Source organism: Leifsonia sp. PARNA 1/14, from assembly GCF_055720965.1.
The window spans coordinates 1-13,099 of sequence record NZ_JBVQSP010000001.1 but is presented as its reverse complement, the minus strand read 5'-3'; the positions used below and the strand labels follow the sequence as shown (position 1 = coordinate 13,099).

15 protein-coding genes are annotated in these 13,099 nt (G+C 72.2%); 12 read left to right on the top strand and 3 right to left on the bottom strand.

Translation table 11 applies throughout. The annotated features are described in order from the left end of the window. Window positions 1-5 precede the first annotated feature (5 nt). Window positions 6-782 (top strand): DNA-formamidopyrimidine glycosylase family protein, encoded by a 777-nt coding sequence (locus AC0HS0_RS00075; RefSeq protein WP_472960795.1) that lies wholly within the window; start codon window positions 6-8, stop codon window positions 780-782. 116 nt (window positions 783-898) lie between these two features. Here AC0HS0_RS00075 and AC0HS0_RS00070 read toward each other — a convergent pair whose 3' ends face one another. Continuing rightward, the gene (locus AC0HS0_RS00070) at window positions 899-1,492 is read right to left on the bottom strand and encodes an NADPH-dependent FMN reductase (protein ID WP_472960794.1); all 594 of its coding nucleotides are present in this window, start codon (window positions 1,490-1,492) and stop codon (window positions 899-901) included. 80 nt (window positions 1,493-1,572) lie between these two features. On the opposite strand from AC0HS0_RS00070, the gene AC0HS0_RS00065 reads away from it, so the two are divergent. The 3 genes from AC0HS0_RS00065 (at window position 1,573) to AC0HS0_RS00055 (ending at window position 4,543) form a co-directional block, all read left to right on the top strand. Then, window positions 1,573-2,121, top strand: coding sequence for a hypothetical protein (locus AC0HS0_RS00065; RefSeq protein ID WP_472960793.1), 549 nt, complete (start codon window positions 1,573-1,575; stop codon window positions 2,119-2,121). Between the two features lie 25 nt (window positions 2,122-2,146). Next, window positions 2,147-2,659 (top strand): MarR family winged helix-turn-helix transcriptional regulator, encoded by a 513-nt coding sequence (locus AC0HS0_RS00060; protein ID WP_472960792.1) that lies wholly within the window; start codon window positions 2,147-2,149, stop codon window positions 2,657-2,659. A gap of 129 nt (window positions 2,660-2,788) precedes the next feature. Beyond that, complete coding sequence (locus AC0HS0_RS00055) at window positions 2,789-4,543, top strand: LCP family protein (protein ID WP_472960791.1); 1,755 nt, start codon at window positions 2,789-2,791, stop codon at window positions 4,541-4,543. Window positions 4,544-4,555: 12 nt separating this feature from the next. Here AC0HS0_RS00055 and poxB read toward each other — a convergent pair whose 3' ends face one another. Next, window positions 4,556-6,289, bottom strand: a complete 1,734-nt coding sequence (poxB, locus tag AC0HS0_RS00050) for a ubiquinone-dependent pyruvate dehydrogenase (protein WP_472960790.1) — start codon at window positions 6,287-6,289, stop codon at window positions 4,556-4,558. Between the two features lie 151 nt (window positions 6,290-6,440). On the opposite strand from poxB, the gene AC0HS0_RS00045 reads away from it, so the two are divergent. Further along, a complete protein-coding gene (locus AC0HS0_RS00045) occupies window positions 6,441-7,073 on the top strand; it encodes a ScbR family autoregulator-binding transcription factor (RefSeq protein ID WP_472960789.1) in 633 nt (210 codons plus the stop codon). Window positions 7,074-7,319: 246 nt separating this feature from the next. Then, window positions 7,320-7,697, top strand: a complete 378-nt coding sequence (locus tag AC0HS0_RS00040) for a DUF3566 domain-containing protein (protein ID WP_472960788.1) — start codon at window positions 7,320-7,322, stop codon at window positions 7,695-7,697. Here the strand turns inward: AC0HS0_RS00040 and AC0HS0_RS00035 are convergent. Then, window positions 7,678-8,322: a TetR/AcrR family transcriptional regulator C-terminal domain-containing protein gene (locus tag AC0HS0_RS00035; protein WP_472960786.1), complete on the bottom strand. Its 645-nt coding sequence runs from the start codon at window positions 8,320-8,322 to the stop codon at window positions 7,678-7,680. The genes AC0HS0_RS00040 and AC0HS0_RS00035 overlap by 20 nt on opposite strands. A 75-nt stretch (window positions 8,323-8,397) precedes the next feature. Between AC0HS0_RS00035 and AC0HS0_RS00030 the strand changes: the two genes are divergently transcribed. The 6 genes from AC0HS0_RS00030 (at window position 8,398) to AC0HS0_RS00005 (ending at window position 12,995) form a co-directional block, all read left to right on the top strand. Beyond that, window positions 8,398-9,042 carry a biotin transporter BioY gene (locus AC0HS0_RS00030; RefSeq protein ID WP_472960785.1) on the top strand — a complete coding sequence of 215 codons (645 nt, stop codon included), beginning with the start codon at window positions 8,398-8,400 and terminating at the stop codon, window positions 9,040-9,042. Next, window positions 9,039-10,148, top strand: coding sequence for a class I adenylate-forming enzyme family protein (locus AC0HS0_RS00025; RefSeq protein WP_472960783.1), 1,110 nt, complete (start codon window positions 9,039-9,041; stop codon window positions 10,146-10,148). The genes AC0HS0_RS00030 and AC0HS0_RS00025 overlap by 4 nt, the downstream gene beginning before the upstream one ends. Further along, entirely contained in the window at window positions 10,138-11,259 is a 1,122-nt protein-coding gene (locus tag AC0HS0_RS00020) for an acetyl-CoA C-acyltransferase (protein ID WP_472960781.1), read from the top strand. Before AC0HS0_RS00025 ends, AC0HS0_RS00020 begins: the two co-directional genes overlap by 11 nt. Before the next feature lie 94 nt (window positions 11,260-11,353). Then, window positions 11,354-12,055 carry an energy-coupling factor ABC transporter ATP-binding protein gene (locus AC0HS0_RS00015; RefSeq protein WP_472960780.1) on the top strand — a complete coding sequence of 234 codons (702 nt, stop codon included), beginning with the start codon at window positions 11,354-11,356 and terminating at the stop codon, window positions 12,053-12,055. Beyond that, window positions 12,049-12,660, top strand: coding sequence for an energy-coupling factor transporter transmembrane component T family protein (locus AC0HS0_RS00010; RefSeq protein WP_472960779.1), 612 nt, complete (start codon window positions 12,049-12,051; stop codon window positions 12,658-12,660). The genes AC0HS0_RS00015 and AC0HS0_RS00010 overlap by 7 nt, the downstream gene beginning before the upstream one ends. Beyond that, window positions 12,657-12,995 (top strand): CHY zinc finger protein, encoded by a 339-nt coding sequence (locus tag AC0HS0_RS00005; protein ID WP_472960777.1) that lies wholly within the window; start codon window positions 12,657-12,659, stop codon window positions 12,993-12,995. Before AC0HS0_RS00010 ends, AC0HS0_RS00005 begins: the two co-directional genes overlap by 4 nt. Window positions 12,996-13,099: the final 104 nt, after the last annotated feature.

Here is a 13,099-nt window from a genome sequence, read left to right as displayed (position 1 = left end):
GGCGGATGCCCGAAGGCGACACCGTCTACCAGACCGCCGCGCGCCTGCGGCGGGCACTGGAGGGGCGCGTGCTCACGCAGACCGACTTCCGGGTTCCCGCGTACGCGACGGTGGATCTCAGCGGGCAGCGCGTCGACGAGGTCGTCAGCCGCGGCAAGCACCTCCTGATCCGGGTGGGAGACCACAGCATCCACAGCCATCTGAAGATGGAGGGCTCGTGGGAGGTCTACCCGCCGGGTGGCCGCTGGCGGCATCCGGCCTTCCAGGCGCGAGCAGTGCTGCGCACGGCGCAGAACCAGGCTGTCGGGTTCCTGCTCGGCGTGCTGGAAGTGGTCCCGCGGTCGCAGGAGCAGTCGGTCGTCGGCTATCTCGGGCCGGACCTCCTCGGCCCGGACTGGGATACGGCGGAGGCCGTCCGGCGGATGGAGGCGCATCCCGAGACCCCGATCGCCGTCGCGCTGCTCGACCAGCGCAACCTCGCCGGAGTCGGCAACGTCTACGCCAACGAGATCTGCTTCGTACGCGGGATGCTTCCGACGCGGCCGGTCGGCGAGGGGGACGTGCCTGCCGCCGTGGACCTCGCGCGCCGCATGCTGGTGGCCAACCGCGACCGCACCGTGCGCGTCACGACCGGCGACACCCGACGCGGCCGCAACACCTGGGTCTACGGACGCGAGGGCCGGCCGTGCCTCCGTTGCGGAACCCTCATCCGCCGGTCGGAGCTCGGGCGCACCGAGCTCGAAGAGCGTGTGACCTACTTCTGCCCCGTCTGCCAGACGTGAGCGGCGCCCGCTGGGCGCCCCTCGCCCCTCGCCCCTCGCCGCGCGAAGGGCACGTCGTTGTCGCTTTCGCGGCGCGAAAGTGACAACAACGTGCCCCTCGGGTGAGAAGCCGGGTGTTACGCGGCGGCGTCCTCCTCCGCTGCCGACTCCGCAGCGGCCTCGCGCACGGACGCGAGCGCGGCCGACCACGACTCGAGCTGGTCGAAGAGCGGGGTGAGCCCGGCCTCCTGAGCCGCGGTCGGCTTGAGCGACCAGTTCTCGAAGTCGTGCTGGAGGCTGAGCCCGACGAACGCGCTGACGGTCGCGACCTGCAGCTGCGAGAGCACCAGACGCAGGTGCTCCACCGCGCGGGCGCCGCCGAAGACGCCGTAGCTGACGAAGCCGGCGGCCTTGTTGTACCACTCGGAACCCACGAAATCGATCGCGTTCTTGAGAGCGCCGGAGGTGCTGTGGTTGTACTCGGGAGTGACAAACAGGTAGCCGTCGAACTCGGCGATCTTGGCCGCCCATGCCTTGGTGTGGTCGTTGGCGTACTGCCCCATCGCGGCGGGCATCGGCTCGTCGAGGTGCGGGAGGTTCCACTCGGCGAGGTCGACGAGCTCGTACTCGACGCCGGCGCGCTTCTCGGCGTGCTCGAGCACCCAGCGGGCGACGGACTCTCCGTTGCGGCCCGGGCGGGTGCTGCCGATGATGATGGCGATCCTGGTCATGTCAGCCTTTCAGAGTTGATGACGTGTCACCTATCGCGAACCGGGGGCCCGGCGCTCCTATTCCCGCTAGGCTCGCGGACATGTCGCAGCATCCGCATGACCGGCAGCCCGACGACGCGCACCTGCCCGCCGATGCCACCCCGCAGGAGCGGCAGGAGGCCGGCGACCGACTGCGGGAGCGCATCTACGTGACCTTCACCGCGCTGGCGATCCTGATGGCGCTCAATGCGCACGGCGAGCACCTCGACTCCCCGACGGTGCTGTGGACTCTCATCATTTCGGTTGTCGGCGTGCTGCTCGCGGGGCTCGCCTCCGACCTGGTGTCGCACATGATCGTGCACGACACGCTCCCGTCGGCGCGCGAGTTCCGGCACATGCTGGCGGTGGCCTCCCGCGCCCTGGGCGTCATCGCCGTGCCGGTGATCGTGCTGGTGCTGGCCTACTTCGGCGTGATGCAGGCGCGCACGGCGGTGATCGTCGCGATCTCGGCCCTCATCGCGTCGCTCGCCGTGATCGCCCGGATCGCCGTCTCGCGCACCGGGCTCTCGTGGTGGAAGCAGCTGATCGTGCTCGGCGGGATCGTGCTGCTGGGAGTCGTCGTCGTGTTCCTGGAGCAGCTGGCCCACTGACGTCGGCCCCGTGCAAGGATGACGTATGCCGTCCCTGCGCACCCGACCCGACCCGCGCAAGCTCAGCGCGGCCGAAGAGGAGCTCTTCCACTCGTTCTACCTGATGAGGCGAGGATTCGACCGCGCGCTGGACGCCCAGCTGCAGCGCGACGACGGCATCTCGATCTCCGAGTTGGAGGTGCTCATGGCCCTCGTCCGCTCGCCGGGGCGGAGGCTGCGCGTGCGCGATCTGGTCGCGCTCACGGGCTGGGAGAAGAGCCGGGTCTCGCACCAGGTCACCCGCATGGCGGCGCGCGGCCTCGTCGAACGCGAGGACTGCGCGGAGGACCGCAGGGCCACCTGGATCCGCCTCAGCGGCGACGGCCGGCGCCTGGTCGTCCGCGCCCTCCCGAAGCACACCGCGACCATCCGGCGCATCCTCTTCGACGCGCTCAGCGACGACCAGCAGGAGGAGCTGCTGGCCATCTCGCAAAGGATGACCGCCGCGATGGACGAGCAGCCCGGGCAGCCGGACCTGACCGCGCCGACCGATCTGTGAAGGTTCTCGCAGCCGCGCCGATCCCGTAGCCGAGAGCTCGCTGGGAAAGCGTCACGGATCGCCTGGCCATTCCCGGCAACACCGCCGGAAACCAGCCGGTTCGCAGGCCGTGCACTCTAGCGTTCTCGTGTGCGACGCCCGAACTTCCCCGCAGGAGACGACTCCGCCGCCGGCCGCGACCGACCAGAGCCGCCGACGGAGGTCTACGGGCGCGCGCCCGCAGCCGACCCGCGCCGGCCGGTGCGGGCGACGCGGCCGGCCTCCGGCGTGCCGTCTGGTCGCGGGGCCACGGCGGCCGGAGCGGGCGCAGCAGCCGGCTCGGGTGCGGCCGGTGCGCCGCAGAACGACCCTGCCTTCGACCTGTTCGGCATCTCCGGCTCACCGGCCCCGGCTCCGGGCGACGGCGGATTCGGCGACGACGGCGCGGGCGGCGAGGGCGGCCGTGGCAGTGGAGGTCGCGGCGGCGGAGGCCGCGGAAGCGGTGGACGCGGCGGCAAAGGCCCACGCAAGCACCGCCGCGCCAAGCGCATCATCGCCTGGACCGCCGGCGCACTCGCCGTATTGCTCGTGGTCGTCGGCGGCTACGCGGCGTACAGCTACTTCCGCTTCGTCGGCGGCGTGAGCCACGTCGACGTCATCTCGGGCCACGGCGACGGCACGACGCAGAACATCCTGCTGGTCGGCGACGACCACCGGCCCGACAACGCCACCCAGGCGCAACTCGACCAGCTGAGCACCACCGAGGACGGCGGCGGCACCAACACGGACACGATGATGATCCTGCACATCCCGGCCAACGGGAAGTCGGCGACGCTCATCTCACTCCCCCGCGACTCGTGGGTGAACGTGCCGGGCCACGGCATGAACAAGCTGAACTCGGCGTTCTCGCTCGGTGGCGGCGGCAGCAACCCGACCAGCGGCGCCAAGCTGCTCATCCAGACGGTGCAGGACCTCACCGGGCTGACGATCGACCACTACGTGCGCGTCTCGCTGCTCGGCTTCTACACGATCGCCCAGGCGCTCGGGCCGGTGCAGGTGTGCCTCAACAACGCGGTGAACGATCCCTACTCCGGGGCGGACTTCCCGGCCGGCGTCTCCACGCTCGACGCGAAGCAGGCGCTGTCGTTCGTGCGCCAGCGCCACGGCCTCCCCCACGGCGACCTCGACCGCGTGGTGCGCCAGCAGTACTTCCTCTCGGTGGAGGCGCACAAGTTCCTGTCGGCAGGCACCCTGCTCAATCCGGGCAAGCTGACCGCCACGCTGGATGCCGTGAGCGGCTCGCTCGAGACCGACCCCGGCCTCAACTTCCTGCAGCTGGCCGGACAGCTGCAGGGGCTCACCGGCGGCAAGATCAAGTCGGCGACCATACCGATCTCGGGCACGCCCACGATCAGCGTGGACGGCGAGGACCTGTCGATCGTGCAGGTGGACACCGCGGCGATGCCCGCGTTCGTGCAGAGCCTCGAGGGCGTCCCGTCGGCGTATGACAGCGCCACGGCGGCCAAGCCTGCGGACACCACCGTGACGGTGCTCAACGGCGGCAGCCAGAACGGCGCCGCAGGCACAGCGACGCAGACCTTCTCGGCGGCCGGCTTCAAGACCGGGAACCCGGGCGACGCCGACACCACGGCGACGACGACGATCCAGTACCCGAAGGGTCAGGAGTCCCAGGCCAAGGCTGTCGCCGCCCTGCTCCCGGGCGCCGCCGTGCAGGAGACCGGCAGCGTCACCGGCGTCACGGTCGTGCTCGGCGACGACGGGCTGATGCCCGCCGCTCCGGGCGCCGCGACCTCCGGAGGCGGCGCCCCCTCCACCGCCCCGGCGCCGTCACCCACGCCCACCGGTGTCGGCACGAACTACGACTCCAAGGTCTGCATCAACTGACGCCGGCGCGCCTCAGTCGAAGAGGCGGCGGAACACGTTGGTGTCGGCGAGGTCGATGAGCTCGTCGCCGCGGCCGGACATGATCGTGCGCAGTGCATACAGCGTGAAGCCCTTGACCTGCTCGGCGGTGATCGCCGGCGGGATGCTGAGCTCCTGACGCGCGGTCACCACATCGACCAGCGCCGGACCGTCGTGAGCGAACGCCGTGCGCAGCGCGCTCTCGAGCTCGTCGGGCTTCTCCACCCGCTGGCCGTGGATGCCGATCGCCTGGGCGACGCGCGCGAAGTCGGGGTTCTCGAGCCCCGTGCCGAAGTTGACGAACCCCGCGGCCTTCATCTCGACCTCCACGAAGTTGAGGGAGGAGTTGTTGAAGACCACGATCTTCACCGGCAGCTTGTTCTGCACGAGCGTGAGCAGCTCACCGAACAGCATCGCCAAACCGCCGTCGCCCGCGAGGGCGACCACCTGTCGCCCGGGGAACGCCGCTTGCGCACCCACCGCCTGCGACAGCGCGTTCGCCATGCTGCCGTGGTTGAACGAGCCGATCAGCCGTCGAGAGCCGTTCATGCGCAGGTAGCGCGCCGCCCAGACCACCGGCGATCCCACGTCCGGGATGAAGACGGCGTCCTCGCTGGAGAGCTCGCTGATCAGGCGGGCGACGTACTGCGGGTGGATCGGCGTGCGGTTGCGATCGTTGACGGCCAGGTCGTCGAGGCTCTTGCGCGCCTTCAGGTAGTGCGAGCGCGAGGACTCGAGGTGCTTGGTGTCGTTCCGGTCCTTCAGGAGCGGCAGCAGCGCCTCCACCGTGTCTTTCACGCTGCCCACCAGGCCGAGGTCGATCGGCGTGCGCCGGCCGAGGTTCTCGCCGCGGATGTCGACCTGGATGATCTTCGCCTTGGACGGGTAGAACTGCTGATAGGGGAAGTCGGTGCCGAGCATCAGCAGGGCGTCGCAGGCCTCCATCGCGCGGTAGCCCGACGAGAAGCCGAGGAGGCCCGTCATCCCGACGTCGTAGGGGTTGTCGTACTCGACGAACTCCTTGCCGCGCATGGCGTGCACGACGGGTGCGCGCAGGGCGGCCGCGATGTCGATGAGCTGCGGGTGCGCGCCCTCCACGCCGGCGCCGGCCAGGATGGTGACCCGCTTGGCCCCGTTCAGGATGTCCGCAGCGGTGCTGAGCTCGGCCCCCGTCGGCCGGGTCACGCGCGGGCTGTAGGTGATCGGCGCGGACGGCCGGCGGCCGACGCTGTCCTTGAGGAAGACCTCGCCCGGGATGACCACCACGGCGACACCGCGCCGCTCGATCGCCGTGCGCATCGCGATCTCGAGCACCCGCGGGAGCTGCTCGGGGTAGCTGACCAGTTCGGTGTAGACGGACGCTTCGCGGAACAGGTCCTGCGGGTGCGTCTCCTGGAAGTACGTGCTGCCGATCTCGGGGCCGGGGATCTGCGCGGCGATCGCGAGCACGGGCACCCGACTGCGGTTGGCGTCGAACAGCCCGTTGATCAGGTGGAGGTTGCCCGGGCCGCAGCTGCCGGCGCAGACGGCCAGTTCGCCCGTGAGCGCGGCCTCCGCCGCGGCGGCGAAGGCGGCGGCCTCCTCGTGCCGCACGTGCTCCCAGGTGATGCCGTCGGAGCGTCGCAGCGCGTCGGTGAAGCCGTTGAGCGAGTCGCCGGGGATGCCGTAGACACGCTCGACGCCGGCCTCCCGGATGATCTGGACGATGGTGTCGGCGACGGTTGTCATGCGGCGTCCTCCTCGGTCGGAACGGCGACGGCGGTCGGTCTGGCGGCGATACCGATCACGCTACTCGCCCGACGCGAGCGCGTCAGGATCCGTTCTGCCGCGGATCCGTACATCACACCCATAGGTGCGCGGCATTACTGTGATTCCCGACATGGTCAGCCAACCTCGCGCGCTCGTCACTCGCGACGCCATCCTCCGCGGCGCCGCCGAGATCTTCGGCGCACGCGGCTACGGACTGGCATCCATCGCCGACATCGCGGCCGCGGCCGGGCTCACGAAGGGCGCGCTGTACTTCCACTTCGCCTCCAAGGACGAGCTCGCCTTCGCGGTGATCGCCGAGCAGCATCGCCGCACCATGGCCGCATCCGAGGCGATCCTCGCCGAGGGGCGACCCGCCCTCGAGACGTTGATCCTGCTGAGCCGGAGCCTCGCGCATCAGCTGCTGGAGGATACCGTCGTGCAGGCTGGCATCCGGCTGACCACCGATGTCGCCTCGACGGACCACCCGGTGGTCGAACCGTACCAGGACTGGTTCTCGGCGATCGAGGCGCTGACCCGTCGGGCGATCGCGGAAGGCGATGTCGCCGAGAGCGTGGACCCGGCGGTGCTCGCCCACTTCATCTCGCCCGCGTTCACCGGCGTGCAGCTGGTGTCGGCGACCCTGACCGGGCGCGCGGACCTGCTGCAGCGCGTGCGGGAGATGTGGGCGGTGCTCCTGCCGGGCATCGCAGCGGAGGGTCGTCTCGACGCCCTGCGGGAGCTGCCCGATCTCATCATGGAGTGAGTGTGCGGTGAATCGCCGGGCGGACTGCGAACACCGGGGAACCGCCCGACCGACATCCCCCCAGTTGCCGAAGCATGTACGCCGGTCGGGCGACCGCCCCCGCAGGGACATAATACATGCATAACCGGTCGATCGGTTTGTTTCACAGGCCGCTCACCGGTCCGGAGCAGCGCGTGGTCGTCGGTTAGACTCGCCCGAGGGGGAGCCGCGCGAGCGGCGAGGAATGGCACCACGGGGAGGTCGTCGATGTCACCACGCACGAAGCAGAAGAAGCGGGCGTCGATGCGCCTGGTCTACATCGACTTCTGGTCCGCGCTGAAGATGTCGTTCCTGATCAGCCTCGTGCTGGCCGTGGTCATCGTCGTGCTCACGCTGCTGCTCTGGTCGGTGCTCGACAAGCTCGGCCTGGTGGGCTCGATGAGCAGCTTCCTCGAGAGCATCGCCGGCGCCCAGGGCGCGGCGCTCGTCTCCGGCCTCACGTTCGCCAACGTCATGACCTTCACCCTGGTGGTGTCGCTGCTGGAAGTCATCGTCGTGTCCGCGCTCGGCGCGATCTTCGCCGCCCTGTTCAACCTGGCCACCAACGTCGTCGGCGGCTGGAAGGTCACGTTCGGGAGCGACTGACCGGAGGGTCCGCGCGCTCGGCGAGGCGTTCGAGCCCTCCGACCAGGAGGTCGACGCCGAACGCGAAGGCCTCCGCCGAGTCCGACTCGTCCAGCGGGTCGGCGGCCTCCCCCGTCGCGAGCACGCCGATGCTGTCGAACTGCATCCGCTGCTGCTCGTGCGACACGTGGCCGAGCACGAAGTGCAGGAGTGCCGTGGCCGCGCGGCTCGACGTCTCGTCGTCGAAGCCCCCGGAGGCCGCGGCGGCCGCCAGCCGTCGCTGAGCGGCGGCGTCACCGAGACCGAGCGCGTAGGTGCTGGCCACGACCTCCGCGCCGTCGCGGTAGGCGAGCAGGGCGTCGCGAAGAGCGGCCGACTCGGAGCGCAGGCGCTCGGCCCAGGAGGCCGTGCCGCCGTCGCCTGCCGCCGGGGCACCGGCCGCGCGAGCGACGATGCGGTCGGCGAGCTCGGCGAGCAGCGTCTGCTTGTTGGGGAAGTGCCAGTACAGCGCGCTCGGCTGCACGTCGAGCGCGGAGGCGAGGCGGCGCATGGTGAGGTCGGGCAGGCCGTAGTCGTCGAGGATGCGCAGCGCGGTCTCCGCCACATCGTCGCGCGTGTGCCTGCGGCCGCTTTCGTTTCCCGTCACGTCACCACTATAGTGAACGCTGTTCAGGTGAACACCGTTCAGGTGAAGGATCCCGCACTCCCGAAGGACTGGCCCATGACCGACTCCCCCCGCACCCGCCGCATCCGCTCGCTCGACGCCACCGACCTCGCCCGGGTCGCCGTCGTCGCCGCGATCGTCGCCGTGCTCGGCCTCCCCGGGGGCTTCACCCTGTTCGGAGCTGTGCCGATCACCGCCCAGACGCTCGGCGTCATGCTCGCGGGCGCCCTGCTCGGCCCGTGGCTCGGAGCGCTCTCGATGGCCGTACTGCTCGCCCTCGTCGCGGCGGGTCTGCCCCTGCTGGCCGGAGGCCGCGGCGGAATCGGCGTCTTCGTCGGGCCGTCGGCGGGCTACCTGTTCGGCTGGATCGTCGGCGCGCTCGTCATCGGGCTGATCGTCCACGCGGGCGGTCGCAAGCCGGTCGTCTGGCGCACCTTCGCGGGCGTCGTCGTGGGAGGAATCCTCGTCGTCTACGCCGTCGGCATCCCGGTGCAGAGCCTCGTCACGCGGCTGCCGCTCGCCGAGACCGCGCTCACCAGCCTGGTCTTCGTGCCGGGCGACCTGGTGAAAGCGGTGATCGCGACCGCTGTGGTCGTCACACTCGTGCGCGCCTACCCGCGGGCGTTCCGGCGCACCTGGAGGGCGAAGCCCGCCGCGGAGGCCGCGCCCGCGCGCGACCGGGACGGCGCGCCGGTCGCGTGACGGTGATCGTCCCGCTGCACGACGACGACCCGGCGCTGCTCGACCGGCTGGCATCGGCGCGCGCGGCCGGCGACGTGCCGCTCGTGCTCGACGCCCGCCGGCCGCCCGAGCAGCTGCGGGCGGCCGTGGCGACGGCCTCCCGCGCCGAACTCGACGGGATCGGCTGGGCGACCCTCACGTCCGGAAGCAGCGGGACGCCGCGCATCGTGCTGCGCTCGCACGCGTCGTGGGCGGCGTCGTTCGCGCCGGTCGCCGAGCTGCTGGGATCCGCGAGCGCCGTCGCCCTCCACGCGCCGGCCTCCTCGTCGCTGACGCTCTTCTCGCTCGCCCATGCTCTCGATGGAGGTCCGCGACCCCTGCTCGGCGACGCCGCCGCGGCCGACGGCTTCCACGGCACGCCCGAAGGGCTCCGTCGCCTGCTCGATTCCGGTGCGGCGAAGAGGCTCCGGACCGCGCTGGTCGGCGGCTCGCACCTCGATCCGTCGCTGCGTGCGCGCGCCCAGGAGACGGGCATCCGGGTGACGGCGTACTACGGCGCGGCGGAACTGTCGTTCGTCGCCGTCGACCACGGTGACGGGCTGGTGCCGTTCCCCGGGGTGGAGCTGCGTGTGGTCGACGGTGAGCTGTGGGTCCGCTCGCCGTTCGTCGCCGCCGGCTATGCGGGCGCAGACGGTCCCTTGCGCCGCGACGGGGCGTGGGCGACGGTCGGTGACCGTGCTGCGCTCGGCCCGGTGGCCGCCGGCCCGAGTGGGCAACTGCTGCGGCTGTTCGGGCGCGCGGACGACGCCATCCTCAGCGCGTCGGCGACGATCGTGCCCGACGAGGTGGAGGCCGCGCTGCGCAGCGTGCCCGGCGTGCGCGACGCGGTGGTCTTCGGCCTCCCGACAGGTCGCGTCGGCGCGCTGGTGGCGGCGCTGATCGAACCGGCCGACTCCGCCCTCTCGCTCGCCTCGCTGCGTGAGGCCGCCGCGGAGCGGCTCGCGCCGGCGCACCGGCCGCGACGGTGGTATCTGGGAGCGCTGCCGCGCACCTCCTCGGGCAAGCCGGCGCGCGCCGAGGCCGTGCGCCGCGTGCTCGACGGGGAGGTGCGTCGCCTTGCGCACTGAAGTTCCCGTCGTCATCGCCGCCCGCCGCACCCCCATCGGCACGCGCGGCAGGGCCCTGGCAGCCGTTCGCGTGCATGAACTCGCGGCCGCTGTGCTGCAGGCGGCCCTGCACGACGCCGAGACCGCGACGGGAGGCCCGGTCGAGATCGCCGACGTGCTGCTGGGCAACTGCATGGGGCCCGGCGGCAACCCGGCCCGTCTGGCCGCCCTCGCCGCCGGGCTCGACCCGGCGATCCCCGGCGGCACCGTGGACCGCCAGTGCGGCAGCGGGCTCGCCGCCATCCTCGACGCGGCCGCGGCGATCCGCGCCGGCGACGAGAGGGCACGGCTCGCGGGCGGGGCGGAGAGCGCCTCCACCGCCCCGGTCCGCTCGGTCGACGGTGTCCCCTACGATCGGGCGCCGTTCGCGCCGGCCGGGTTCCCCGACCCGGACATGGTGCAGGCGGCCGAGGAGCTCGCCGCGCACGACGCCCTCGCGCGTGCGCGGCTCGACGCCCACGCCGCACGCAGCCACGCGCGCGCCCGCGCAGCGTACGCGGCCGGACGGTTCGCCGACGAACTCGTGCCACTCACCGGGCTCGACCGCGACGATGCGGTGGGCGCCGCGGAGCGCGTCCTCCCCCGGCTCCCTGCTCTGTTCCCTGGCGGCGAGCTGACGGCGGGCACCGCTACCCGCATCGGCGACGGCGCGGCCGCGGTCGTCGTCGCGCCTCGGGGTTCGACGCCGGGGCTCGCGGTGCGGTCAGGTGTGATCGTGGGCGGCGATCCTGCGCTGCCGGGGCTCGGTGCGGCGCCCGCGATCCTCCGGGCGCTGGCATCCGCCGGGGCCGACGTGGGCGATCTCGCGGCCATCGAGCTGGTGGAGGCGTTCGCGCCGCAGAGCATCGCGGTTCTTCACCGCATCGGCGTGGCCGACGACGACCCGCAGGTCTGCGCGGACGGCGGCGCGCTCGCGCTCGGCCACCCGTGGGGGGCGAGCGGCGCGGTGGCGGTCGTCCGGCTGTTCAGCCGACTGGTCCGTGGCGGCGCGCCCGCCGGCACGCTCGGCGTGGCCGCGGCGTCGGTCGGCGGCGGCCTCGGCGTGGCCGCGGTGTTCGAGGTGGTGCGATGAGCGCGCCGGCTTCAGCACCGAAGGGCACGTCGTTGTCGCTTTCGTGCCCCGGAAGCGACAACGACGTGCCCCTCGACGGTCGGGAGGCCGCACTGTGAGCGCGCTGCGGCTCACGGGCGTGGGGGTCCGGCTCGGCGAGGTGGACGCCCTCCACGACGTCGACCTCGACCTCGACGCCCGCACCGTCGCGGTGATCGGCGAGAACGGGTCGGGCAAGTCCACGTTCGCGCGGGTTCTGGGCGGCCTGGTGCCCGCCTCCTTCGGCGGGTTGAGCATCCTCGGGTTCGATCCGGCGCGGCAGGCCGGCGAACTGCGGCGCCGCACCGCGGTCGTGTTCAGCAACCCGGACGCGCAGATCATCATGCCGACCGTGCAGGAGGACGTCGCGTTCTCCCTCCGCCCCGAACGCCTCGGCCGGGAGGCGGCCGCCCTCCGAGTCGCGGAGGCCCTCGACCGTTTCGGGCTCACCGCGCTCGCCGACCGGCCCTCCCACGACCTCTCGGGCGGCCAGAAGCAGCTCCTCGCTCTGTGCGGGGCTTTCGTGCGGCGCCCGCAACTGGTCGTCGCGGACGAGCCGACCGCCTACCTCGACGCGCGCAACGCCCGCCGCGTCGCCGACCATCTGCTCGAGGACGCGGGCCACCGCCTGGTGCTCGTCACGCACGACCTGTCGCTCGCGGCACGCTGCGATATCGCGGTGCTGTTCGCGGGCGGCACCATCGAGGCCGTCGGCGAACCGGTGGAGGTCGTCGCCGCGTACGAGCGCCTGCTCGCCGAGGGGAGCCTTCCGTGCTGACCCTCTACCGCCCGGGAACCGGGCCGCTGCACCGGATGCCCGCCGGCCCGAAGCTGCTGCTGGTCATCGTCACCGTGCTCGCCGTCTCACTGCTGCCCGCCAGCTGGGCCGGCGCGGGCGTTGCGGCGGTGGTGCCCGTGATCGCGTATGCGGCTGCGGGCCTCCACGACGGCCTGCTCGGGATGCGCGAGCTCGGCCGTCAGGTGCTCGCCGTACGCTGGGTGATCGTGATCACCATCGCCGGCCAGCTGCTCTTCCTGGGCCCGGAGCCGGCCGTCGCCAACACGGCCCGGGTGACCTCGGCGATCGTCCTCGCCGCCCTGCTGGTGCTGACGACGCGGGTAAGCGACCTCCTCGACGCCCTCGAGCGCGGGCTGCGACCGCTGGCCGCGCTGCGCGTCGACCCGGCGCGGGTGGCGTTGCTGCTCACCGTCACGCTGAGCACGGTTCCGGTGCTCGCCGGCCTCGCCCGCGACGTGCGCGACGCGCAGCGCGCCCGCGGCGCCCGGGCGGGACTGCACGCGTTCGCGGTGCCGTTCCTGGTGCTGGCGTTCAAGCACGCCGACGAGCTCGGCGACGCGCTCACGGCACGAGGTGTGCGATGAGCCCGCTCGGGGAGGCGGCGCCGCGCGTGCTCGGCCCGACCGTCGACGACCAGACCCGCTGCATCCACTACCGCACCCCGCTCGACGTCATCGCCATCCGGTTCGCCTGCTGCGGCGAGTACTACCCGTGCCACCTCTGCCACGCCGAGACCGCGGACCATCCTGCGCGGCAGTGGCCGGTCGCGGCGCGCGGCGAGCCCGCCGTGCTGTGCGGCGTCTGCGCCACGACGCTGACGATCGCCGACTACCTGGAGGCCGACGCATGCCCCGCGTGCGCCGCGGCGTTCAACCCCGGGTGCAAACTGCACACCGAGTTGTACTTCGAGGTGTCATGATTTGCGCCGAATGCGGCGTCAGGCGTCGTCAATGTCAAGCAATCAACGCATCAGGCGGCTGTGAGGAGGCTGTTCAGTGCGTGGGCTGGGGTGTTGTAGTCGAG

What these genes read in the sequence shown, in the direction of transcription:
- AC0HS0_RS00075 (WP_472960795.1), top strand. Translation starts at nt 6, where the DNA reads ATGCCCGAAGGCGACACCGTCTACCAGACCGCCGCGCGCCTGCGGCGG.
- AC0HS0_RS00070 (WP_472960794.1), bottom strand. Translation starts at nt 1,492, where the DNA reads ATGACCAGGATCGCCATCATCATCGGCAGCACCCGCCCGGGCCGCAAC.
- AC0HS0_RS00065 (WP_472960793.1), top strand. Translation starts at nt 1,573, where the DNA reads ATGTCGCAGCATCCGCATGACCGGCAGCCCGACGACGCGCACCTGCCC.
- AC0HS0_RS00060 (WP_472960792.1), top strand. Translation starts at nt 2,147, where the DNA reads ATGCCGTCCCTGCGCACCCGACCCGACCCGCGCAAGCTCAGCGCGGCC.
- poxB (WP_472960790.1), bottom strand. Translation starts at nt 6,289, where the DNA reads ATGACAACCGTCGCCGACACCATCGTCCAGATCATCCGGGAGGCCGGC.
- AC0HS0_RS00045 (WP_472960789.1), top strand. Translation starts at nt 6,441, where the DNA reads ATGGTCAGCCAACCTCGCGCGCTCGTCACTCGCGACGCCATCCTCCGC.
- AC0HS0_RS00040 (WP_472960788.1), top strand. Translation starts at nt 7,320, where the DNA reads ATGTCACCACGCACGAAGCAGAAGAAGCGGGCGTCGATGCGCCTGGTC.
- AC0HS0_RS00030 (WP_472960785.1), top strand. Translation starts at nt 8,398, where the DNA reads ATGACCGACTCCCCCCGCACCCGCCGCATCCGCTCGCTCGACGCCACC.
- AC0HS0_RS00005 (WP_472960777.1), top strand. Translation starts at nt 12,657, where the DNA reads ATGAGCCCGCTCGGGGAGGCGGCGCCGCGCGTGCTCGGCCCGACCGTC.